Raw genomic sequence first — 21,590 nt, 5'->3', positions numbered from 1 at the left:
CCCTAATTCGCCTCCTCAACATTTGCACTTGCGTCTGCTTCAACGGTGGATTCTGTTGAAGCGGATAGTTCCTCAGCTGAAAGTGTTGCGGATAAATCTTCCTCTACTGCTGTTTTCACAGCCTCTTCACTAACAGGGTCACCTAAATCGCTAAAGTATACAGATAAATCAACGGTTTCTCCTGTTTCTGTATATCTTGTTGCAAGTGACGGATATCTAGACATATCGACAAGATTTTCTAACATATACCATTCGTCATCCATTTGCACATGCCATGAAGGCACTAACTCAACTAAACGAGAGCTTTCTGGATTTTGCACCCAGCGATAGCCTAATACCAATTCTGAAATATCTTGGTTGGCATAACCTGCATTGTTTAATAAATTCAAGGCATCCACACCACTCATAATCGTATATGATTCTGATAAGTCAGAAACCTGCGTTTGAATGGTTAATGAAGATAAGTAAATATTCTTAATTTCATCCCCACTCATGACAAACTGCGTTTTGGCAACATAGTTGTTACCAAATACTGGCTGCGAGTTCACATATTTACGGTAATTGATAATATCGCCATCATTTCCGTTATATTCTGCATACAACCATGAGTCATGGTCTGGTAAAATATCCCCAATTGCCTCACTTGTTGCAGTCACTTGCGAATTCAGACTCGTTGCCGCTTCTTCCCCCACATTTTGGAGTAAAGTAACCTCAAACGTTTCCATATTGATGGTCAATTGACGGCCTTCTGTATAGTAACGTGCAATTGAGTTTAAGGAATAATCATGAATATCTTCTGGCCTTTCAAAGAAATGGTTCAAAAAGTAGGTATTTGGTTGGCGTTCTTGTAAGTAGGTTAAATGATTTAACTGATTTTCTTCCGTGGAAACATACGTTAAGCTATCCGCTAAATTCACTGGCACAACGGGCGTTAATGCATGGTTGTGGTCATCTAAAAAGTTGCTTGTTGTCTCATTAATTTCAGATGCTTTATTTGTCACCGTCAATCCATAGGCAATATTTTCCGCATCATTCACTAGATATACTTGATCAGTGCCTAGTATATAAATGTAACTAGAAATCGCCATTTCTTGTAAATCTGCTGGTAATGTTAATACATCCGCTAAAAATAAATTAACAGGTGTTTCATTGGTTAATTTACCTTCAATAAACTCCTGAGAATCTGCATAATTACGAATGTTATACGCTGAATCCTCTTCATATGAAGATTCATATTCAAAACCAGAGACAATTGTTTTAAACCCTCTAATGGCATCCAAATCATAAATTGCTTCATAACCATCAGTTGCGTTATGCACGATTAATCTTTGGGCAGCAAGTGCATTGGTTACTTCACTACCATCGTCTTCATTGGCATTATTTGAAATGGCCATATTATTCATACCGGTGCTCGTGTCACTAGTACTATCTTCGGTTACTTGACTAATCCAACCATTGATGAGTTTTGGCCCATACAGATTGCTGATAGAGGCCACTAGACTAATAATCGCTAAGACTGCTAATATCGCGTGAATCACCCATTGCCATCTATTCTTCTTCTTCATCAGCCCACTCATCCTCTCCAGCCCACTCATCGCTATCGAATTCTTCAAATGGAAGGGAAATAAAGAAGGTTGTTCCCTTGTTTTCGATAGAGTTGACCCAAATTTTACCGTTATGTAACTCAATCTCTTCTTTAGCAATAGACAAACCTAGTCCTGAACCACCTTGAGCTCGTGATCTTGCTTTGTCGACACGGTAGAAACGATCGAATAAGTGTGGAATTGATTCTTGTGGAATACCCAAACCTTGGTCTTGGATACTTAGTACGAGTTGGTTGTGTGTTGACATCAATCGCACATAAATTATCCCGCCATCAGGTGAATATTTAATCGCATTATTCATAATATTATCAATTACTTGAATTAACTTATCTTGGTCGATTTCAACCCAAACTTCTTCTTCCATTAATTCACGTTTGATAATATAATTTTTGCCTTCATAATCTTCAGACTGTAACATCATTTCAAAACGGTCTAAGACATGGTTGACAAGATCTTTGAAAATCACTAATTCACGGTTTAAGACTTGTTGTTTGGCATCCATACGTGATAAATGTAGTAAATCTGAAATCATTCGAATCATACGGTCTGTTTCTGTCTGAATCACATTCAAGAATTCAACTGCAACAGCTTCATCCTTAATGGCACCATCAACCAAGGCTTCAGAATAAGAACGCACACTGGTTAGTGGTGTACGTAATTCGTGTGAAATATTGGATACGAACTGTTTACGGTCGCGCTCAATTTTTTCGTGCTCGGTGATATCAGTTAAAACCCATACTAAACCAGAAATAAAACCTGACTCTCGTTGAATAACAGAATATTCCGCGCGAATAATGGTCTCTTCTTCTGCAGTCCCATAATTTAACAAGATGGATTCATGTTGATCAAATAGCTCTCTAAATGAAAAACGATCAGATAAATCCAACACTTCAATAATGGACTCTCCGATAACTTCTTCCTGGGTTTTGTTCAGGATATTCAATGAACGGTCATTGATAATCGTGATTTTACCACGTCTATCAGTCGCAATTACCCCATCCGTCATGTGACGTAATACCGAATCCAAACGTTGTCGTTCGGCTTCAGTTAAATCTTGTGCGTCCCCAACCCTTACAGATAAGTAGTTGATAGATTCTGCTAATTGGCCCATCTCATCTTCAGCATTAATATCCAAAGTTGTTGAATAATTACCTTCTGCAATTTGTTTCGTTTGATCACGCATTTTTTGCAGTGGATTAATAATTTGTCTTGAAATTAAAACTGCTAGCCCTGTTGTAAATACAAGAGAGAATCCTGATGCAATCAAGAATAAAGACACAATGTTTTGCACCTGATTATAAATAGATTCCAAGTTTGTCGAAACATTCAAAATACCAATCATAGCGCCAGAAGATGCCGTTGAAAAAATAGGGGTGACGAATTTCTTCACCCGGATTTCTTGTGTCGCATCATAGCCGGTCGTTTCACTACGAATACCTGTATATAACGTCTCTTCAATCGTTGCATCCACAGTTCTTTGGCCAATATAGGATTGAGAAGTCGGATTAGATGTAGCTAATAAGAAGCCATTACTATCAAATAGTTGGATTTCTAATACGCTATCATCATTAAAACGACGCAAAATCGAATTGATTTGTGTCTCTTTATCATCTTCACTTAAATCTTCATCTTCCATAACTGTTTGAATATTATCAATCAGAAAGGTTGTTTGACTCGTTACCTGCTCATCAAAAGAGGTTAACATTTCTGTTTCAAGTGAACGAATAAAATACGCTCCGACAATTTGGAGCGAAATCAGTAAGGTTAATATGAATATAATTGGTATCTTAAAGTGAATAGATTTGAAAAAAGGGATACCCGATTTTTTCTTAGATTTTGCCATACCCTACCTCTATTCTTGTGTAGGAATCTTCAAGAAATAACCAACACCTCTACGTGTAATCAAAATTTTTGGATGACTCGGGTTCTCTTCAATTTTTTCACGTAAACGACGAACTGTTACATCTACAGTACGCACATCACCAAAATAATCGTAGCCCCAAACCGTTTGTAGTAGGTGCTCTCTAGTCATTACTTGGTTAATATGTTGTGACAAATAATGAAGCAACTCAAATTCACGGTGGGTTAATTCAACATCCACACCGTTTTTAGATGCAATATATTCATCCTCATGAATAATCAAGTCACCGATTTCAATGATATTTTCATTGGCACCCTCTTCTTCTGGTGCAACTTGCTCGATAACGACATTATTACGACGAATATTTGCTTTTACACGAGCCGTTAATTCACGGTTTGAAAATGGTTTGGTCACATAATCGTCCGCACCCATTTCTAACCCTAATACTTTATCAATTTCACTATCTTTTGCTGTCAGCATAATAATAGGTACTTGGCTTTCTTTACGAATTTGACGGCACACTTCTAGGCCATCAATTTTCGGTAACATTAAATCTAATACCACTAAGTCTGGTTCAAAAGATTCAAATTTCTCTAAAGCTTGTTCCCCATCATAGGCTGTATCGATTTCATAGCCTTCATTTTTTAAGTTAAACGATATAATATCTGAGATTGGTTTCTCATCGTCCACTATTAATATTTTTTTCATTATCTATACTCCTTGATTTTAAAAAATCTGATCTTGGAAATGTAACATTGACCTATCGCTTTATTTTAACACCTTTATGAACAATTGCCAATTTAGCTACTTAAAGGCTTTCATAGTGTTTTTTTACAAAACAAAAACACCAATTTTACTTACAAAAAAAAGATCGAGGAGGGTAAGAATCTCGATCTTTTTTGAATTTTAATATGTAATTAGGGCTTAGTTGTAAGCAGCCATGCTTACAGCAAATGATGGTGCCCAGTAAGGGTTGATTGATTCTGAATGAACAGTTTCACCAGGACGTTGAGAATGGATGTATTGTCCATTACCTAATGAAATTGCAACGTGGTAAGGAGAACCGTAAGAACCCCAGAAGATTAAGTCGCCTGGTTGCGCGCTACTTACAGAAATCTTAGGACCAGCATATTGTTGAGATGCTGTTGATCCACCAACGTTTACACCGTAAGTTTGTTGGTATACATAGTATACGAAACCTGAACAGTCAAAACCTGCAGGTGTTTTACCACCCCATAAGTAAGGTACGCCAACTTGAGCATATGCATTGTTTAATAATGCAGTTACGTTACCAGTTTGAGCTGCTGCTTGTGCCGCTGCTTCTTCAGCTGCTGCTTGTGCTGCTGCTTCTTCAGCTGCTGCTTGTGCTGCTGCTTCTTCAGCTGCTGCTTGTGCTGCTGCTTCTTCAGCTGCTGCTTGTGCTGCTGCTTCTTCAGCTGCTGCTTGTGCTGCTGCTTCTTCAGCTGCTGCTTGTGCTGCTGCTTCTTCAGCTGCTGCTTGTGCTGCTGCTTCTTCAGCTGCTGCTTGTGCTGCTGCTTCTTCAGCTGCTGCTTGTGCTGCTGCTTCTTCAGCTGCTGCTTGTGCTGCTGCTTCTTCAGCTGCTGCTTGTGCTGCTGCTTCTTCAGCTGCTGCTTGTGCTGCTGCTTCTTCAGCTGCTGCTTGTGCTGCTGCTTCTTCAGCTGCTGCTTGTGCTGCTGCTTCTTCAGCTGCTGCTTGTGCTGCTGCTTCTTCAGCTGCTGCTTGTGCTGCTGCTTCTTCAGCTGCTGCTTGTGCTGCTGCTTCTTCAGCTGCTGCTTGTGCTGCTGCTTCTTCAGCTGCTGCTTGTGCTGCTGCTTCTTCAGCTGCTGCTTGTGCTGCTGCTTCTTCAGCTGCTGCTTGTGCTGCTGCTTCTTCAGCTGCTGCTTGTGCTGCTGCTTCTTCAGCTGCTGCTTGTGCTGCTGCTTCTTCAGCTGCCGCTTGTGCCGCTGCTTCTTCAGCTGCCGCTTGTGCCGCTGCTTCTTCGGCTGCCGCTTGTGCCGCTGCTTCTTGTTCAGCACTGTAGTCAACAACAACTGGTGTTTCAGCTACTGTTTCTTCGACAACTGGCGCTTCAGCTACAACTTCTTCAACTGCTGGTGTTTCTACTACTGCTTCTTCAACAACAGGTGTTTCAACAACAACTTCTTCAGCTACTGGAGCTTCTGCTACTGTTTCTTCAACCGCTGGTGTTTCTACTACTGCTTCTTCAACAACAGGTGTTTCAACAACAACTTCTTCAGCTACTGGAGCTTCTGCTACTGTTTCTTCAACCGCTGGTGTTTCTACTACTGCTTCAGCAGCAACTGCTAAGCCAGGAATAGCTAAAGATTGACCAACAATAATTAAATCGCCTGATAAGCCGTTAGCAGCACGTAAGTCCGCAGCTGAAACGCCAAATGAAGCTGAAATTTTATTGATTGAATCGCCTGCAACAACTGTGTAGTTACCGTTTTCGTCAGCAACATAGTTGTTTACTGGTGCTGCTGCAACTGGTGCAGTAACTTCTGGTGTTTCAACTTCAGTTGTAACATCTGTCGTTGTAGTATCTGCAGCTGGTGCTGCTTGTGCAACTTCACCAGCAACTTTAAGTTGTTGACCAACTAAAATTAAGTCACCTGTGATGCCGTTTAAGTCACGTAAAGTTTGCGCTGTTGTGTTAAAGTCAGCAGCGATTTTGTTTAATGTATCGCCCGCTACTACTGAGTAAACATTAGTAGCATCTGCAACGCGTTTAGTGTTCGCTACAACTGGTGTTTCCAATGTAGGAATATCTAAACGTTCACCAGCAATGATCAAGTCGATGTTGCTGATTGAGTTTGCTTCTGCAATATCCGCAATTGGTAAATCAAATTTGCGTGAGATTGATGAAAGCGTGTCGCCTGATGAAATTGTATATACTTCATCAGCAGAAACATTTGTTGTTGCAAAGGCTGCTAATGCAGCGGACGTGGCCAGAGATGTTCCAACCATTTTCTTAACTGAATACTTCATAAATTTTCTACCCCCTGAAAATTGTTTACATTGCTATTATATACATGTGATGTCGCGAATTCCGTAACAATCAGATTACAAATTATTTACTATTTCTTACACTTTTCGCTTCTCTTTCTCAATAAGTTCGCAAAAAATTGATAATATTTTGAAGTGTACACGGATAAATATTTAAGAAAGGTTAAAGAAAACGTGCATCATCAATGTTTTAAGATTCGTTAAAGATTAAATGAGAATTTGGAAAATGAATATAAAACGCAAAAATATCGTAACAATTCTGTAACAAAGTCGAAAAAGAACGTAAAAAAACCTAGCTATCTTTTCAAATAGCTAGGTAAATTCTGAAATCATGCGCTGTTTAATACAATCCAAAGATTAAAAGTATAGCGCCAGGTAAGTTATTTAGGAAATGCAGAAGGATGGCCGCATTCAGATTCTTGTTTTTCCAGTAAGCCATAAAACAAATTGCACCGATCCCTGCATACAATAGAAAGGAAATCAGATTGCCTGACAAGTGCAAACTAGAAAAGAATAAGGAACTCAAAATAATCGCAGGCCAGAAATATTTATCCAAGAACATCCCCTTACTAATCATGCCACGGAAAATGATTTCTTCCATTACAGGTGCTAAGGTGATGACGCTAAGGCCAAGATTTAAAGATAAGAGGATATTAGGATGATCACCTAACATGCCAAAAATCATTTCATCATTTACTGTTGTATCGGTACCGTAAACCCAGCCCATCAAATAACTCATGGCTGTTTTAAAAATCAAGATGCCCACATACAAACCGGCTACATGAAGTAAATCCTTTTTCGTGAGTGGCTGAAAACTATCTGGATGTTTCTTTTGATAATAACGATAAAACCAAATCGTCACCAAAAACATAAATATCAAGCTCACCACACCAAGAATCAACATCAGATTGTGGTCCAAACTATTCCCATACATTGTATATAATTGCGGTACTGCCACAATAAACATATAGGCAATTGTCCATAAAATCACAATTAAGGCGCCAAAGAAAATACTTTTAAAGCCAAATGTTGCCTCTTCGTTATACGACTGTGCTCGATTTTTTCGAATACCCATATCCACTCACCTTATCTGTATGCCCTAGTTTCCTCCATCAAATATCAAAATTTATTCTGCTGAAAAATCGAAGGTACCTTTACTATGCGCCTTCAAATTCATATAAGAACCGTGCCCTTCGTAAACTTGCAAGGCTACAACATCCTTACGACTCTCTTCATCCGGATATACATCCTTCACATAAGGATTATCCTTCAAAATGGCCTCTAAATACGCTTGGTCAACCGCGCGTACCTTACCATCCACCGTAATCGCTTGAATACCATCTTCATCATTCAACAAACCCGAAATTGACACATGCTCGTTGGCCATCAACTGTTTGTAGAAATCATTACTTTCTTTTGTCATGAAAAAAATACCATTCTCATTTGCAACACCTACATTGGCATAACGCGTGCGCGGTTTGCCATCTGCATCTACGGTCGCAAACACGGCAGCCCCTATTTTCGCTAACACATCCATATAATCTTGTAATTCCATCAAATCATCTCCTTAAAAATCATCTTTCTTCTATTATAAAATAAATAAGCTAAAAGAAGTACCCATATCCTATATAAATGAAAAAAGACTGGGTACGTAACGGCACCCAGCCCTTTATAACACTTTATTGAATTGTATGTGCTAATGTAGCCACAATGTTGTCGCTGGCATTACCCACAAAGAATTGATATTCCCCTGCTTCAATCACAAAGTCATGCGTTGCATCATCCCAGACACTTAACGGATGATTTGTCGCAAATGGATCAATTGTAATGACTACTTCTTGGCTTTCACCAGCTTGTAAGTTCACTTTTTGGAAACCAACTAAACGCATTGGTGGTTGACCGTCCACTGGAATACCCACATAAACTTGCACAACTTCAGCACCTTCACGGTCACCGGTGTTGGTAACTGTTGCTGTGATATTGATGGCAGCATGTCCCTCAGAACTTGCTTGGTCAAGTTTGGCATCATGGATATCAAATGTAGTGTATGACAAACCATGTCCAAAGGCGAAACCTGGTGTCACACCTTGTCCTTGATACCAACGATAACCCATTTCTAAGCCTTCAGAATAATGAATTGTTGGGAAACCTTCCCCCTTCATTGATTCCTGGGTAACGTTCTTCATGTCCGTAAGAAATCATATCTTCATCACGGGCTGGATAAGTTGTAGGTACTTTACCAGATGGATTCACACGACCAAAGACTAAATCAGCGACCACATGGCCATCTTCCACCCCTTGGTTCCATACTTCTAACACTGCATCTGCTTTGTTAATCCATGGTAATACAACTGGTGTTGAATCTTTCAAAACAACAACCGTTTGATTATTTAGCCCTAACAAAGCATCAACCATAGTATCTTGGTCTTTAGGTTGGTGTGGTGTCTTCATGTCGGCACCTTCAGTTGCAACTAAACCTGCCATAATCACAACTGCATCTGCAGCAGCGACTGCTTTTTTCGCATCTTCTAAGTTACTCAAATCATCAGCAACCACGAATAAATCAACTTTTGTAGATGATTCTAAATCAGTTAAAACATCCGTCATCCCTTGAGCTGGGGCCACTGTATATAATGGATCTACTTTCGAAGAACCACCACCACCTTGAGTTGCAAATTGCGCAAATTTGGCCATACCAACGATCAAGACATTGTCATGTGCTGTTGGGTCTAATGGTAAAAGACCCTTGTCATTTTTCAATAAGACAGCGGATTTTTCACCAATACGGCGTGCACGCTCCCCATTTGTTTTGGCATCAATGGTACCAGGCTTATATTCACGGCCAAAGACATTGAATTTAAACATTTGGGTAAAACGACGAATCAAGGCACGATCAATGGTTTCCTCTTCCAATGATTGGTCAGCTAATGCTTCTTTAATATTGGCTTCGTTTAGCCATTTTGCATCCGGCATTTCATGATCCATACCAGCGTTCAATGATCCGGCTGCCGAACGTGCTGACCAGAAATCACTTTGCACATAGCCGTCAAAGCCCCACTCTTTACGTAAAATGTCATTTAATAGGTAACGATTTTCTGTGGCATAAGTACCACGTAGACGGTTATAAGCAGACATAATCGCTGCTACTTCGCCGTCCTTCACTAACATTTCAAATGGTAGTAAGTACAATTCACGCAATACATTTTCATCAATTTCTACAGAATAACGGAAACGTTCATCTTCTTGGTCATTGACTGCAAAGTGTTTACCCATCGCAATCACATCATGACTTTGAATGGCTTTAGTAATTTCTACCCCCATCACACCTGATAAATATGGGTCTTCAGAGAAGTATTCAAAGTTACGTCCAGAAATTGGTAAACGGTGTAAACATACTGCCGGACCTTCTAGCACATGTTGGCCTAGTGTATAGGTTTCTTCACCGATGATGTCACCATATGCATAGGCAAGACTTGGGTCAAAAGAAGCAGCAACACCAATGGTCATTGGCAATGCTGTGGCCTTAGGACTAGGCATACCATCACCCATCCCAACACCTACTGGTCCATTGGTAATGCGGTAGCGTGGAATGGCTAAGTCATCAATTGCGTCAACGTGACGTTCCACTTGAATTTGTTCCGCCAATTTTTCCATACCTTCGTCATCTTCAATACCATCCATAGTTGCATAGATATCAATGGTAGCCATGGCGCCATGTAATTGGTTGATTTTTTGATCTAAATCCATATTTGCAACAAGTAAGCTTGCACGTTCCTTAGGAGACAATGATTCATCCATCCAAGGAAATTCTTTTGTATTTGTATCCATATTTACCCTCCAATAATTGCCGAGTACGCATTCGTTTTCATTTATGAAAACGTTTTTGTTTACCCCACAATCATACACCAACTTTTTTGATTTGACTACCAGATATATGAGTAAAATAACAAAATTTGCAATAAAAACTACTTCTCTATTTTTCCTTGCATTTGGACAAAATGCTTTCATTTGCAATTTCATTTGGCAGCCTTTATGCTAGGCATGATGAAATCAACGTAAAGAGGGAGATCACGTGAAAATAACCATTAGAAGACGTCATATTGGAGAAATCCCCTTGTTAGAGGTGGTACCTAGTGACTATAAAAATGCCCCCCTACCCTTGATTGTTTATTATCATGGGTGGCAATCAAGTAAGGAATTGAATTTGACCCAAGGCCGCAAACTCGCACAAAAAGGCTTTCGGGTCTTATTGCCGGATGCAATGAACCACGGTGCCCGCAAGCAAAATGTTTCTGCCATTCCGTCCTTAACTTTTTGGCAAAGTATTCAAAGTAACTTGTTTGAGTTTGGCGCCATTATTAGCCATTTTCGCAAATTAGACCTTATTTTAGATGATAAGATTGGGGTTGGTGGCACATCGATGGGTGGTTTTACATCAAGTGCCTTACTCACCCACCATCCGGAAATTAAGGTGGCTTCATGTATGATGGGGTCGCCAACGCCGATTCGCTATCGCGACCGCTTGATTCAACACGCGAAGAATTTGACCAATCGTTTTGTGCCAGAAGATTTGGCTGACTTAACGGCTTGGATTGATCAATATGATTTGTCTACCCATATTGATACCTTAAACGGTAGACCTTTCTTGGTATGGCATGGGGAAAGAGACTGGCGCGTGCCTTACGATCAAACCCTACAATTTATTGAGGATAATCAGGATAAAAAGAATATTGTCTTCGTTCACGAGGATGAAGACCACTTAGTAAAAACGGAAACGATGGATTTGATGACGGAATTCTTTGTTGAAAACTTGCTATAAACGAAAGGACCACCAAGCTTGGATGCTCGGTGGTCCTTTTTGGGAGAGTATGTCTTTTTTACAAAAAATTACTCAGCGTTTAAAGCTGCTACAGTGATGTAGTTGTATGGTTTGTTGAAGTGAGGTAAGAAGAAGATGTCTAGCAATGCTAATTTATCAACTGTCAATTGTTCTTGGATTGCTAATGAGAACATATGGATACCCATTGACATATCATAATCTGATGCCATTTGTGCACCTACTATACGACGAGATTCTTCTTCGTATACAATACGTAATTTCACGTCTGCATTATGGTCTGCTGGCATGAAGCCTGGTAATTGTGTATCTTCGATATCAGTGTATTTCACTTTCAAGCCATTCTTTTCAGCGGCACGAACAGAGAAACCTGTTGATACTAATTTTTTATCAAAGATTGCGATACCGTTTGAACCTTGTACACCTGCACCTTCAAGGTGTGTGCCTAAGATGTTAGTTGCTGCAACAATACCTGAGCGAACAGCGTTTGATGCTAATGCAATGTAAGTTGTAGCGTTGGCAGCGTTAGAGTAGTTTGTTGCACAGTCACCAACAGCGTATACAGAGTCGTCGCTTGTTTTGAATGTACGGTCTACTAGGTAAGCACCGTTCACGAATTTTTCTAAGTGGCCTTCACCAAAAGCAGCGTTTGGACGGAATCCAATTGCGTTGATGATAACGTCAGCTTTGTATTCGCCTTTTGTTGTTTTCAAACCAGTTACTTTACCGTTTTCGCCTAAGTAAGCTTCTGCTAATTCACCGAAGTGTGTGTGAATGCCGTTGTCAGTAAGGTTTTTGTCCATGATTTCAGCGAAGTCTACATCATAGTAGTTCATTAATGAATGTTCTTCAGCGTCGAAAAGATGTACTTCTTTTCCACGACGAGCCGCTGCTTCTGCAATTTCAACACCGATGTAACCTGCACCGATCACACATACGATGTTTGCGTCTTCTGCTGCTAAGGCTTTATCAACTTGTTGACCTTCTTGGAATAATTTCAAGAAGTGTAACCCTTCTAAATCGTTACCTGGTAATTTTGGTGCGATTGGAAGAGATCCTGTTGCTAAAACTAATTTGTCGTAGCTTTCTTCTAATTTTTCACCTGATTTTGTTTCAGCGTAAACAACTTTATTTTCGAAGTCGATATCTTTTACTTCTGTTTCTAAAGAGATTTTCGCACCTTTTGCTTCAAAATCTGCTGCGTTTGTATAGAATAATCCTTCATAACTATCGATTTGACGTCCAACCCATAGTGCTGTACCACAACCTAGATAAGATAGATTAGAGTTACGGTCTAATAATGTCACTTCAACATCTTGGCCTGATTCTAAAATAGTGTTAGCTGCTGAGATACCTGCATGGTTAGTTCCGACTACAACGACTTTCATATGTTTATCCTCCTCGGCATACTTGCCAATTGCTCATTTATTTACAAGCACAGAATAACACGCAAATTTCATGATTACAAAACATTTTTGTATCGTTTTAGCGCTTGCACAAAGTCAAAAATTCGCAATTTTTCGACTAAGTTTGTGAAATAGTTGTTAAGGTTAAATGTAAACGCGACTTTCATTGCATTTTTTGTCTTTTTACCAAAAATTAATCGAAATTCAACAAATTCATTTTTTCACAAATTCAACTAGTTTTGTACCGCTATTGTATTTTTATTAGCTTTATTGATATTATAAAATAAAAAACACCGAGCATAGCTTGATGTTTCGCATTATACAAAACCCTGCTATACATGGTGTTTTTCAGTTTTTTTACATAAAAAAGAATCTATAAGTGATATTTCTTCAACTAAAATTACAAGCAATCAATTTCGTCATTCGTGAGTAAGTGATGACGAAAACTATCCAAAAACTTCACATGATCAGTATCTTCTTGATTGGCAGAATTAGCTTCTAGCGTTTCTCTGTAACGTACGTCTAATTTTAAAATCTTATAAATTGAAGCAAGGAATGGTACCCCTAGCAACATTCCTGGAATACCCATAAGTCCTGCGCCAACTGTTACAGCAAAAAGTACCCACATACTTGGTAATCCAATAGAATCTCCCACCACACGTGGATAGATGAGATCACCTTCTACTTGTTGGATGATTAAAACGAAAATGATATACACAAATGCATAGGTTGGGTTTAGGGCTAATAGGATGACGACGCCAATTGCACCAGCCATGAAGGCTCCTAATATAGGAATCAAAGCAAGTACACCTTGCAATACCCCTAGCATTGCGGCATAAGGAATTTGTAAAATCAATAAGCCTGCTGTTACTAAAACACCTAGAATTACCGCTTCCGTAACCATACCCGAAATAAATTTGGAGAATGTTTCATTTGCAACGGCTAAAACGTTCAATAACAAGTTCTCAATATCATTGGGTAAATACACAGCCATAGAGCGAGTGATTTGTTTACCCAATTTTTCTTTAGAAGCCAAAATGTAAATGGCAAACATTAAGGCTAAGAAAATATTGGTTACGGCAGAAACAGAGGTTGTCAACACTGCAATTGAAGTAGCTGCTACACCAGAAGCAATTGAATTCACACCTGAAGCTACACTTGACACAACACTAGACCAATTGACGTTCATTTGGTCAGTTAATTGGTTTAACATTGGGACCAATGCCTCTTGCTGATTAAACCAATTCTGAATGTTTTCTACTAAAGTTGGCACAACTTCGACCAGTGTCATCACGGCTGACGCTAGTTGCGGAATCACAATAATCACAACTGCAGTTATAGCCAAAATGATTACTAATAAAGCGAGGATAATTGCTAACGGTCGTCTAGATGCCTTCAAATATTTATTATCCGACTTAGGAAAGAGATGTTTCTCAAACCAACGCATGGGAATATTTAATACAAAGGCAATCATGCCCCCTAAAATGATGGGGAAGAGAACTGACCATAAGATGCCCACTGCACCAACGATACTCGACCAATAAATTATTGCTAAAATGAAGACTGCGATAAGTGCGAGCCACTGTAGCCCTTGTTTTGTAGGACCTGTCCATTTTTTCATTCTGTGTCACCTTTTCTTTCTTCTATTATTTATCTATTTTAACATAAGCTTTTTTAAAAGCTTGTATGATAAGGATATATGCAAGCGTGAAAATGGTTTTATACTTGCTTAAAATAATCTATCCGTTTACATCAATATCTTCGCAATTATTTGTGATTGATTGTACAATATAGGCAACAAGAATATTTTTGCTATCTATGGATGCACGTCTATTTTTACTGCTGATCAACTTCACTATTACAATTGGAAACGATAGATAAAGGAGAATTATCATGGGAAAATTAGCGAACAAAGTAGCTATTGTTACAGGTGGTGCATCCGGTATTGGCAAAGGTATTGCTGAACTATATGCCAAGGAAGGTGCCAAGGTTGTGGTCGCAGACTACAACCTAGCGGGTGCCCAAGCAGTCGTGCAAGCAATAGAAACTAATGGGGGTATTGCTACTGCCTTTGAGGTAGATGTAGCGGTCAACGCAAAAATGCTAGCCTTAGTTCATTACGCGATAAACACTTATGGCACTATCGACATTTTGGTGAATAACGCGGGTATCATGGACCATAATGAACCTGTTGCTGAGATTCAAACTGAAAAATTTGAACACATCTTTGCCGTTAACGTATACAGCGTCATGTATGGTATGCGCGCAGTCGTTGATTACTGGCTGGCTGAAGATAAACCAGGTAATATTATCAATGTGACGTCAATAGGTGGGTTACTCACAGGCGTAGCGGGTACAACTTATACTGCTTCTAAACATGCAGTCACTGCGATGACTAAGTCCACTGCCTTCATGTATGTCAACAAAGGTATCCGCGTAAACGGTATTGCCCCAGGTGGTGTAGCAACGAATATCGCCTCTACTATGACGGATTTGAGCGATTTTGGCAACAGTCGTATTGGCCAAGTAGCCGCCTTGAATCCGCGCATTGGTCAGCCAAATGAAATTGCGACCGTTGCTGTATTCTTAGCATCTGATGACGCCAGTTTCGTGACCGGCACGATTATTGTTGCTGACGGTGGTTTTACCGCAGGCCTATTATAATTGACTGTTTCTAGAAAAGGAGGGTGGATTTAGAGTTCCGTCCTCCTTTTTTGATTGTTATAAAAAGCATGCATTGTAGTAGTTACGGTACAACTCAACTTCTATACCTTTCTGTCTGTGGCCTATTCTGCTCATATAAGTCACATCTTTAGTTAATGAGGGGCTTATTTTCTCAGATAAGTCACAGCTTTAGTTAACGAGTGGCCTTTTTTTTCATATAAGTCACTGCCTCAGTTACCAAGGGGCCTATTTTTTCAAATAAGTCACAACTTTAATTAACGAGTGGCCTATTTTTTCATATAAGTCACTGCCTCAGCTACCAAGTGGCTTATTTGGCTCATATAAGTCACAGGTTTAAGGATCCTACACTTTAAGATGGAAAAGCCATTATTTATACGCTGCCCCAGTCCACCTTTTGATACCTATCCTATTTGTGTCCACGGCGAATTACTTGTATGCCCTAGCTCATAGGGGTATGATACAGATAAAATACAGCTTCATCCTTAAGCATTCTTGAAGAAAGTAGTGACAGCATATGAAATTAGTACTTGTACGACATGGTCAAAGTGAATTAAATCTCCGAAATGTTTTCACTGGTTGGTTGGATCCCGAATTAAGTGCCCTTGGTGTCAAGGAGGCACATGCGGCAGGTGAGGCACTTAAAGCGGAGGGTATACTTTTTGATACCGTCCATACCTCAGTCTTAACCCGTGCTATACAAACGACTTATTACACCTTGAATAGTTTAGAACAATTGTATTTGCCCGTCCATAAACATTGGCGACTCAATGAACGACATTATGGCGCTTTGCAAGGCCTCAACAAAGCTGAAACGGCGGCCATTCATGGTGATGAACAAGTCCATATTTGGCGTCGTTCATATGATGTGCGGCCACCAAAAGCGACTGGTAATACCTTCGATCGTCGATATGAAGATTTGGATATCGACCATTTGTTAGCCGGTGAAAGTTTAAAAGATACCCTAATACGTACCATGCCTTACTGGGAAGATCATATTGCAGCCGACCTCAAAGAAGGCAAGAACGTCTTAATCGTGGCTCACGGGAATAGTTTGCGGTCATTAACTAAATACCTAGAAAATATTTCTGATGAGGCTATTCCCGATTTAGAAATTGCTACAGGTGAACCAATTGTATATGACGTGAATGATCATCTACATATCACGAATAAGAAAATTTTAGTCAAAAAAACATTTGAATAGCACAAGAAAAGCCAGCGACATCAAGTCCCTGGCTTTTTTGTGTCCATCATTTTTTTCTAGTCGATTCATTTATTCAGGATAATAAGTAAAAAAATGGTTGCATGTTTCATTTATATCGCGAAATAAATGAAACATATTTAAGACTATTAACCCATAAATGGAAATAAATGAAAATCCACAAAATGATTCATTTATCGACTTAAATAAATGAACGATTTAGCGGAAAATTCACTTATTTCATCCAAAAGATCAAGAAAATAAATCATTTTCATTTATATCATCAAATAAGTGAAACGCAATCTTGCTCACACTGTTGTCCTGCCAGCTTATTTTGTATAATTCGATGCGAAACGTTCCTCATAGACATGCGCGAGTGCGGTCAACTCATCAGGCATTGGCCAATTTGCTTCATAGCCATTCATAATATCCCGAAATACATTCAGGCAATTATGCCAGCCTGTCGCAGTCGGCACAATCCAATCGGGACTTTCAAAAGTATGTGAGAACTTCAAGAGTGTGCCCGTGCCCGTTTCTGTAGCTTCTAATCTAATGTGGATAACATCCGTAGTATCTTCAATAAATTCGAATTCACGCGGTGCATCCAACTTTGTAATCATACCGTGATATTTAGCGCCTTCCCCATCATCAAATTTGATGTGACCGCCAACCTTCACGTCCATCACACCTGTTGCAAATGGATACCATTGAGCGAAAATATTAGGATCTACCAAAGCATCAAATACGACACTTGGTGTAAAACGCAATTTCCGTTCAAAATACAGGGTATAGCGATGATCATGTTCTATTAACTGTCCATATGGCATGCAACCACCCCCTTATGCTAAATCCACCAAGTCTTGAATGATGATTTTCTTCATCTGCATCATTGCTTGAATTTGGGCTGGCTTTGTTTGGAGTGCGCCCATATTAGCTGGAATAATCTGCCACGACAAGCCAAATTGATCTTTGGCCCAACCGCATTGCTCTGCTTCAGGTACGAAACTTAACTTGTACCAGAAATAGTCAATCTCCGCTTGATCATCGCAAAGAATGGTGATGGAAATTGCTTCGTTAAAGCGGAAAACAGGTCCGCCATCGAGTGCAATGTATTGATGGCCACCTAAGGTAAATTCAGCTGTAATGACCTTACCTTCCATCCCCTCAAAATGTTCATCTAGAGTGGCATCCGGGTAACGGACAATTTGCTGGATATGAAATCAGGAAAAGTATCTACGTAATATTGGATGGCTTCTTCACAATTGCCATCACTAAACCATAAACAAGGTGCTAAATTTTTCATCGTGTATCCTCCTCCATTAAATGGATTACAGGTGTGTTGTATGCCCTTACATTTTATCACTTATCAATTCTTTTTTATACAAAAATTTATCATTATAAGAATAAAGACATTTAGGTATTTTCTATCATTGAAAAATAATAAGCGTGCGAAACACCCAGTGCCTCACACGCTCATCGTATCTTGGTTTATTTTTTGTTTTTTTCTTTCTGCTTATCTTTTTGGTAGATAGTATCCACCATCACGGCAATGGCGTTATCTCCTGATACATTGGCTGCTGTACCAAATGAATCTTGCGTGATATACAGTGAAATAGCCAGTTGGTTGAAAGATTCTGTTAAACCAACCATTGGTAAGAATGGCAAGGCTGACATAATCGCCCCACCTGGTGCACCTGGCGCTGCCACCATGGCAATACCCAATACCATGATGAACGCAATCATCGTACCCAATGAAATTGGCATACCGTACATCAATAGGATGGCTGTTACAACTGAAGTGATGGTAATCATTGAACCAGCCAAATGAATGGTCGCACACAAGGGTACAACAAAGTTGGCAATTTCTTCAGAAACACCATTTTTCTTGGCAATTTCCACGTTAGTTGGAATAGTCGCTGCTGACGATTGCGTACCCGCAGCAGTTAACCATCCTGGGATTTCATTCTTCATCAAGGTAATCGCATTTTTCCCACCATAAGATCCAGCAAATAAGAACATAGCTGAAATATAGATGGTATGTAGGACAACTGCTGTGATTAAAACCTTCCAGAAGACTGACATAACGGCAAATACAGAGCCTGAATATGACATGTCCGCGAAGTTGAAGAAAATATAGACTGGCAATAATGGAATAACAACTGTTTGCAAGGCTAGGTCAATAATTTTCCCGAAATCTGTGAAAATGGCTAACAAGCCTTCACCACGGCCCTGTGTCCGCAACCACGAGATGCCTAGACCGACCATGAAGGCAAATACGATACCTGACGTCACAGAAAACATGGGTTCAAGACCAATGGAGAACAAGGCAGTTGCCCCTTTTCCAGATGACTGAATTTTGTCAGCTAAATCTGTTGTAATAAAAATGGGGAATAAATTGCTCGCAACAAGATAGGTGAATGTCCCGGCAATCAATGTTGAGCCATAGGCAATGCCTAGGGTGATACCTAATAGTTTTCCAGCATCTTCCGCTAATTCCGCAATCCCCGGAATAATTAAACCAACAATCATTAATGGAATGATCCAGCTTAAGAATTCAGAAAAAATGCCTGAAAGCGTCTTGAATAGTTCGAAGACGAAGTCAGGCAGAAAACTAAATTGCCCAACGATAATACCTAAAATAATAGCAACCACTAACTTCAGTGCTAATGGCATGGTGAATTTCTTTTTTGACATGAGATGACTACATCCTTTCAAATTGTCTTACGCATAGAAAAAGTCCCATAGCATCTATGGGGCTTATATGAGATTTCGCTTACTATTTTAACAGATTTTTAATCAACTTTGTGAGAAAATTCTTTTAATAATTCATTTGCTTCCTGCCATGCTGGGTAATACTGGTCCATTAAGCTATAGAAACGCTTGTTATGATTGGTTTCTAAGAGGTGGACCAATTCGTGGGCTACGACAGATTCTAGACAAATGAGTGGCATTTGCACTAAGAGTAAGTTGATGGAAATCGTCTTTTTATTGATATTGCAGCTCCCCCACCGTGTCTTCATCAGACGCATGGTGAATTTGTTGGCGTGGACGCCCATCTTAGGTTCAAGTCTTGCCGCCACTTCTAACGTTTTTTCTTTTAGGGTTTCCCGCAAGAACTTATCCATAACGATGCCCCTATCGTCTCTGCTAGCCCCCTTTTTCACGGACAGATAAATGGTTCCATTGTCAAAATGACCGCCGCTTGGTTGGCTACTTTCTTCGACTTTTAAGGGATACAATTCCCCAAATAAATGATGCATCTCGCCAGTAACATATTGCTTGGCACTTGCCTCGGCAGTAGCGAATACTTCGGCTTGCATGGCCTCGATTTGTTCAAGATTCGATATGAAGAAATGTTCGATTGTAGCTTTCGAGGCATGCATGGGTACGGATATCCTAATAGAGGGATTAGATAATACAATCCGCAAAGTAATATTTTTGTAGGACGCACTACGATTGATGATCACGGGATGGTCTGCAATAATCATAAATTGTTGCATGGTGATATACTCCTTTGCTTAGGTTGCTTGTGACTACTCGCCTTCGTTGATTTCAGCGACGAGATTATCATAATTAATGTCAGCATTCATAAATGCTTCATTATCAATGGCAAAGTGTTGGTCAAAATGACGGACAGTTTGAATCGCAATATGCCCTTGATTGATGACATAGTCTAAGATATGGCCACCAAATTGTCGATCTTCTGAGATAAAGTGACAATGGAATCCTTGTTTCACTACACCTTCGAATAGATAGGGACCATAGACACCGATACAAGTCCCCTTTACATTTTGGGTTTTAAATTCTGGTTGCACACGGCTCGCCTCAACAAAACGTGGATACGGCTTTTCCGTGCGCGGAATGACTCGCGTATGCATACTTTCAAAGCTACCTTCTATTTTGATCACAGAAAAGGTATGTAAGGATTGTAGCTGTGTCTTGAGCACTTCTTGAAAATCTAGCATATTCATGGGCGTAGCCACATCGAAGGTATGGTGAGATTTGAAGAAGGTCACCGATGCATAGGGTACGGTTTCTTTACCCGTCAATTCAATTAATTGACCGTCTTCGCGAGCTTGATAGGCCTGACCGTCTATGACAATCAATTCCCCGTCTAAGTGGTCCATGGTACCAATACCATAGTTACCGTGTTCGAGTAGTGCATCGATGGTCATTGACCCGTCAAAAAAACCTGCCATTAGGTCACCTAATGTTTGATGTTGGAATAACCTTGTCATCTGAAAAACCTCCATTTACGCGTTCTTTACTTAAACTATACTAAACGTTTCTAGTATTCGTCGCAAGTGAATCTAAAAGGTGAGGCTTGCTATTTGCGTAAAAGATTCCCTATACTTAGGAATGAATGAAATATAGTAAATATGAATGAGGTGAACACATGATTTCACACGAACTCCCATTAATGCCGATTGGCCCTGATGAAAAACGCTGGTTAGCTGAAATTACGGGTGATGATGAAACATTTGTACTAAAACGCGACTTCCAACCCGAACTAAAACCTGGTGTTTGGCAAATTTTTGACGGTTGGTATCAAATTCACGGACAATTTCCTGGCATATCCCCCTTTGAAAAGGAATATGTCATTGTTCAAGATGGTCATATGATGCGGCATTTAGATTTTCGCTATATGATCAATGAATTACCTAAAATCAAGGCTTATGAAGAACAACGCAAACACCGCTTAATTTACCAGATTACGACCATTTTGGATGAGATTGTAGCCGAAGCGCCCTATGAAGGCGTGGAAGAAGCCCTGTTGGAGCAAAAAGAAGCCATGTCCATGGTCGAAACGTCAAGTGAGCTATTGAATGGCTTGGCTATTTTACTCAAACAAAAAGACCAAATGATCAAGCGATTTAAAAACTACTATGATCAATCGGACTTGAATGAATGGCAATAATGATACAAACGAGGCTGGGACAAAAGATTACAATCATAGATTTTTCGTCCTTAC

20 protein-coding genes are annotated in these 21,590 nt (G+C 39.8%); 4 read left to right on the top strand and 16 right to left on the bottom strand.

Annotated elements, in window-relative coordinates; all coding sequences use genetic code 11:
* Positions 1-2: 2 nt before the first annotated feature.
* From EF384_RS04065 to EF384_RS04035, 8 genes are all read right to left on the bottom strand, one after another.
* Positions 3-1,565: a hypothetical protein gene (locus EF384_RS04065; RefSeq protein WP_123779711.1), complete on the bottom strand. Its 1,563-nt coding sequence runs from the start codon at positions 1,563-1,565 to the stop codon at positions 3-5.
* A complete protein-coding gene (gene walK / locus EF384_RS04060) occupies positions 1,549-3,447 on the bottom strand; it encodes a cell wall metabolism sensor histidine kinase WalK (RefSeq protein WP_123779710.1) in 1,899 nt (632 codons plus the stop codon). Before walK ends, EF384_RS04065 begins: the two co-directional genes overlap by 17 nt.
* A gap of 9 nt (positions 3,448-3,456) precedes the next feature.
* Entirely contained in the window at positions 3,457-4,173 is a 717-nt protein-coding gene (gene yycF, locus EF384_RS04055) for a response regulator YycF (RefSeq protein ID WP_123779709.1), read from the bottom strand.
* 216 nt (positions 4,174-4,389) lie between these two features.
* Positions 4,390-6,474 carry a C40 family peptidase gene (locus tag EF384_RS04050; protein WP_123779708.1) on the bottom strand — a complete coding sequence of 695 codons (2,085 nt, stop codon included), beginning with the start codon at positions 6,472-6,474 and terminating at the stop codon, positions 4,390-4,392.
* A 358-nt stretch (positions 6,475-6,832) separates the two neighbouring features.
* Positions 6,833-7,567, bottom strand: coding sequence for a CPBP family intramembrane glutamic endopeptidase (locus tag EF384_RS04045; RefSeq protein ID WP_123779707.1), 735 nt, complete (start codon positions 7,565-7,567; stop codon positions 6,833-6,835).
* A 51-nt stretch (positions 7,568-7,618) separates the two neighbouring features.
* The gene (locus EF384_RS04040) at positions 7,619-8,047 is read right to left on the bottom strand and encodes a pyridoxamine 5'-phosphate oxidase family protein (RefSeq protein ID WP_094517866.1); all 429 of its coding nucleotides are present in this window, start codon (positions 8,045-8,047) and stop codon (positions 7,619-7,621) included.
* Positions 8,048-8,171: 124 nt separating this feature from the next.
* A complete protein-coding gene (locus EF384_RS09760; RefSeq protein ID WP_199729713.1) occupies positions 8,172-8,606 on the bottom strand; it encodes a fibronectin type III-like domain-contianing protein in 435 nt (144 codons plus the stop codon).
* Positions 8,607-8,616: 10 nt separating this feature from the next.
* Positions 8,617-10,320: a glycoside hydrolase family 3 protein gene (locus EF384_RS04035; RefSeq protein WP_199729712.1), complete on the bottom strand. Its 1,704-nt coding sequence runs from the start codon at positions 10,318-10,320 to the stop codon at positions 8,617-8,619.
* Positions 10,321-10,564: 244 nt separating this feature from the next.
* Between EF384_RS04035 and EF384_RS04030 the strand changes: the two genes are divergently transcribed.
* On the top strand, positions 10,565-11,311 hold the full coding sequence (locus EF384_RS04030; protein ID WP_123779706.1) for an alpha/beta fold hydrolase: 747 nt from the start codon (positions 10,565-10,567) through the stop codon (positions 11,309-11,311).
* Positions 11,312-11,379: 68 nt separating this feature from the next.
* On the opposite strand, the gene nox is transcribed toward EF384_RS04030, so the two are convergent.
* Positions 11,380-12,717: a H2O-forming NADH oxidase gene (gene nox / locus EF384_RS04025; protein ID WP_123779705.1), complete on the bottom strand. Its 1,338-nt coding sequence runs from the start codon at positions 12,715-12,717 to the stop codon at positions 11,380-11,382.
* A gap of 418 nt (positions 12,718-13,135) precedes the next feature.
* On the bottom strand, positions 13,136-14,356 hold the full coding sequence (locus EF384_RS04020; protein WP_123779704.1) for an AI-2E family transporter: 1,221 nt from the start codon (positions 14,354-14,356) through the stop codon (positions 13,136-13,138).
* Positions 14,357-14,628: 272 nt separating this feature from the next.
* Here EF384_RS04020 and EF384_RS04015 point away from each other — a divergent pair, with 272 nt between their 5' ends.
* Both EF384_RS04015 and EF384_RS04010 read left to right on the top strand, forming a co-directional pair.
* On the top strand, positions 14,629-15,399 hold the full coding sequence (locus EF384_RS04015; RefSeq protein ID WP_123779703.1) for a glucose 1-dehydrogenase: 771 nt from the start codon (positions 14,629-14,631) through the stop codon (positions 15,397-15,399).
* A 535-nt stretch (positions 15,400-15,934) separates the two neighbouring features.
* Positions 15,935-16,621, top strand: a complete 687-nt coding sequence (locus tag EF384_RS04010) for a 2,3-bisphosphoglycerate-dependent phosphoglycerate mutase (protein ID WP_123779702.1) — start codon at positions 15,935-15,937, stop codon at positions 16,619-16,621.
* A gap of 326 nt (positions 16,622-16,947) precedes the next feature.
* Here the strand turns inward: EF384_RS04010 and EF384_RS04005 are convergent, their stop codons facing one another.
* The 6 genes from EF384_RS04005 to budA form a co-directional block, all read right to left on the bottom strand.
* Positions 16,948-17,445, bottom strand: coding sequence for an SRPBCC domain-containing protein (locus EF384_RS04005; RefSeq protein WP_123779701.1), 498 nt, complete (start codon positions 17,443-17,445; stop codon positions 16,948-16,950).
* 12 nt (positions 17,446-17,457) lie between these two features.
* Positions 17,458-17,778 carry a VOC family protein gene (locus EF384_RS04000; RefSeq protein WP_255421237.1) on the bottom strand — a complete coding sequence of 107 codons (321 nt, stop codon included), beginning with the start codon at positions 17,776-17,778 and terminating at the stop codon, positions 17,458-17,460.
* Between the two features lie 17 nt (positions 17,779-17,795).
* Entirely contained in the window at positions 17,796-17,921 is a 126-nt protein-coding gene (locus tag EF384_RS09890; RefSeq protein WP_255421236.1) for a VOC family protein, read from the bottom strand.
* A 185-nt stretch (positions 17,922-18,106) separates the two neighbouring features.
* On the bottom strand, positions 18,107-19,312 hold the full coding sequence (locus tag EF384_RS03995) for a dicarboxylate/amino acid:cation symporter (RefSeq protein ID WP_123779700.1): 1,206 nt from the start codon (positions 19,310-19,312) through the stop codon (positions 18,107-18,109).
* 98 nt (positions 19,313-19,410) lie between these two features.
* The gene (locus tag EF384_RS03990; protein WP_123779699.1) at positions 19,411-20,118 is read right to left on the bottom strand and encodes a M48 family metallopeptidase; all 708 of its coding nucleotides are present in this window, start codon (positions 20,116-20,118) and stop codon (positions 19,411-19,413) included.
* Positions 20,119-20,151: 33 nt separating this feature from the next.
* Positions 20,152-20,856, bottom strand: a complete 705-nt coding sequence (gene budA, locus EF384_RS03985; protein WP_123779698.1) for an acetolactate decarboxylase — start codon at positions 20,854-20,856, stop codon at positions 20,152-20,154.
* A gap of 158 nt (positions 20,857-21,014) precedes the next feature.
* Between budA and EF384_RS03980 the strand changes: the two genes are divergently transcribed.
* The gene (locus EF384_RS03980) at positions 21,015-21,536 is read left to right on the top strand and encodes a hypothetical protein (RefSeq protein WP_123779697.1); all 522 of its coding nucleotides are present in this window, start codon (positions 21,015-21,017) and stop codon (positions 21,534-21,536) included.
* Positions 21,537-21,590: the final 54 nt, after the last annotated feature.

Source organism: Aerococcus agrisoli (assembly GCF_003797145.1).
GTDB lineage: Bacteria > Bacillota > Bacilli > Lactobacillales > Aerococcaceae > Aerococcus > Aerococcus agrisoli.
This window is presented reverse-complemented; position numbering and strand designations above follow the sequence as displayed.

Bases quoted from the DNA above. Each gene is read 5' to 3' on its own strand.
- EF384_RS04065 (WP_123779711.1), bottom strand. From the start codon at position 1,565: ATGAAGAAGAAGAATAGATGGCAATGGGTGATTCACGCGATATTAGCA.
- walK (WP_123779710.1), bottom strand. From the start codon at position 3,447: ATGGCAAAATCTAAGAAAAAATCGGGTATCCCTTTTTTCAAATCTATT.
- yycF (WP_123779709.1), bottom strand. From the start codon at position 4,173: ATGAAAAAAATATTAATAGTGGACGATGAGAAACCAATCTCAGATATT.
- EF384_RS04050 (WP_123779708.1), bottom strand. From the start codon at position 6,474: ATGAAGTATTCAGTTAAGAAAATGGTTGGAACATCTCTGGCCACGTCC.
- EF384_RS04045 (WP_123779707.1), bottom strand. From the start codon at position 7,567: ATGGGTATTCGAAAAAATCGAGCACAGTCGTATAACGAAGAGGCAACA.
- EF384_RS04040 (WP_094517866.1), bottom strand. From the start codon at position 8,047: ATGGAATTACAAGATTATATGGATGTGTTAGCGAAAATAGGGGCTGCC.
- EF384_RS09760 (WP_199729713.1), bottom strand. From the start codon at position 8,606: ATGGGTTATCGTTGGTATCAAGGACAAGGTGTGACACCAGGTTTCGCC.
- EF384_RS04035 (WP_199729712.1), bottom strand. From the start codon at position 10,320: ATGGATACAAATACAAAAGAATTTCCTTGGATGGATGAATCATTGTCT.
- nox (WP_123779705.1), bottom strand. From the start codon at position 12,717: ATGAAAGTCGTTGTAGTCGGAACTAACCATGCAGGTATCTCAGCAGCT.
- EF384_RS04020 (WP_123779704.1), bottom strand. From the start codon at position 14,356: ATGAAAAAATGGACAGGTCCTACAAAACAAGGGCTACAGTGGCTCGCA.
- EF384_RS04015 (WP_123779703.1), top strand. From the start codon at position 14,629: ATGGGAAAATTAGCGAACAAAGTAGCTATTGTTACAGGTGGTGCATCC.
- EF384_RS04010 (WP_123779702.1), top strand. From the start codon at position 15,935: ATGAAATTAGTACTTGTACGACATGGTCAAAGTGAATTAAATCTCCGA.
- EF384_RS04005 (WP_123779701.1), bottom strand. From the start codon at position 17,445: ATGCCATATGGACAGTTAATAGAACATGATCATCGCTATACCCTGTAT.
- EF384_RS04000 (WP_255421237.1), bottom strand. From the start codon at position 17,778: ATGGAAGGTAAGGTCATTACAGCTGAATTTACCTTAGGTGGCCATCAA.
- EF384_RS09890 (WP_255421236.1), bottom strand. From the start codon at position 17,921: ATGAAAAATTTAGCACCTTGTTTATGGTTTAGTGATGGCAATTGTGAA.
- EF384_RS03995 (WP_123779700.1), bottom strand. From the start codon at position 19,312: ATGTCAAAAAAGAAATTCACCATGCCATTAGCACTGAAGTTAGTGGTT.
- EF384_RS03990 (WP_123779699.1), bottom strand. From the start codon at position 20,118: ATGCAACAATTTATGATTATTGCAGACCATCCCGTGATCATCAATCGT.
- budA (WP_123779698.1), bottom strand. From the start codon at position 20,856: ATGACAAGGTTATTCCAACATCAAACATTAGGTGACCTAATGGCAGGT.
- EF384_RS03980 (WP_123779697.1), top strand. From the start codon at position 21,015: ATGATTTCACACGAACTCCCATTAATGCCGATTGGCCCTGATGAAAAA.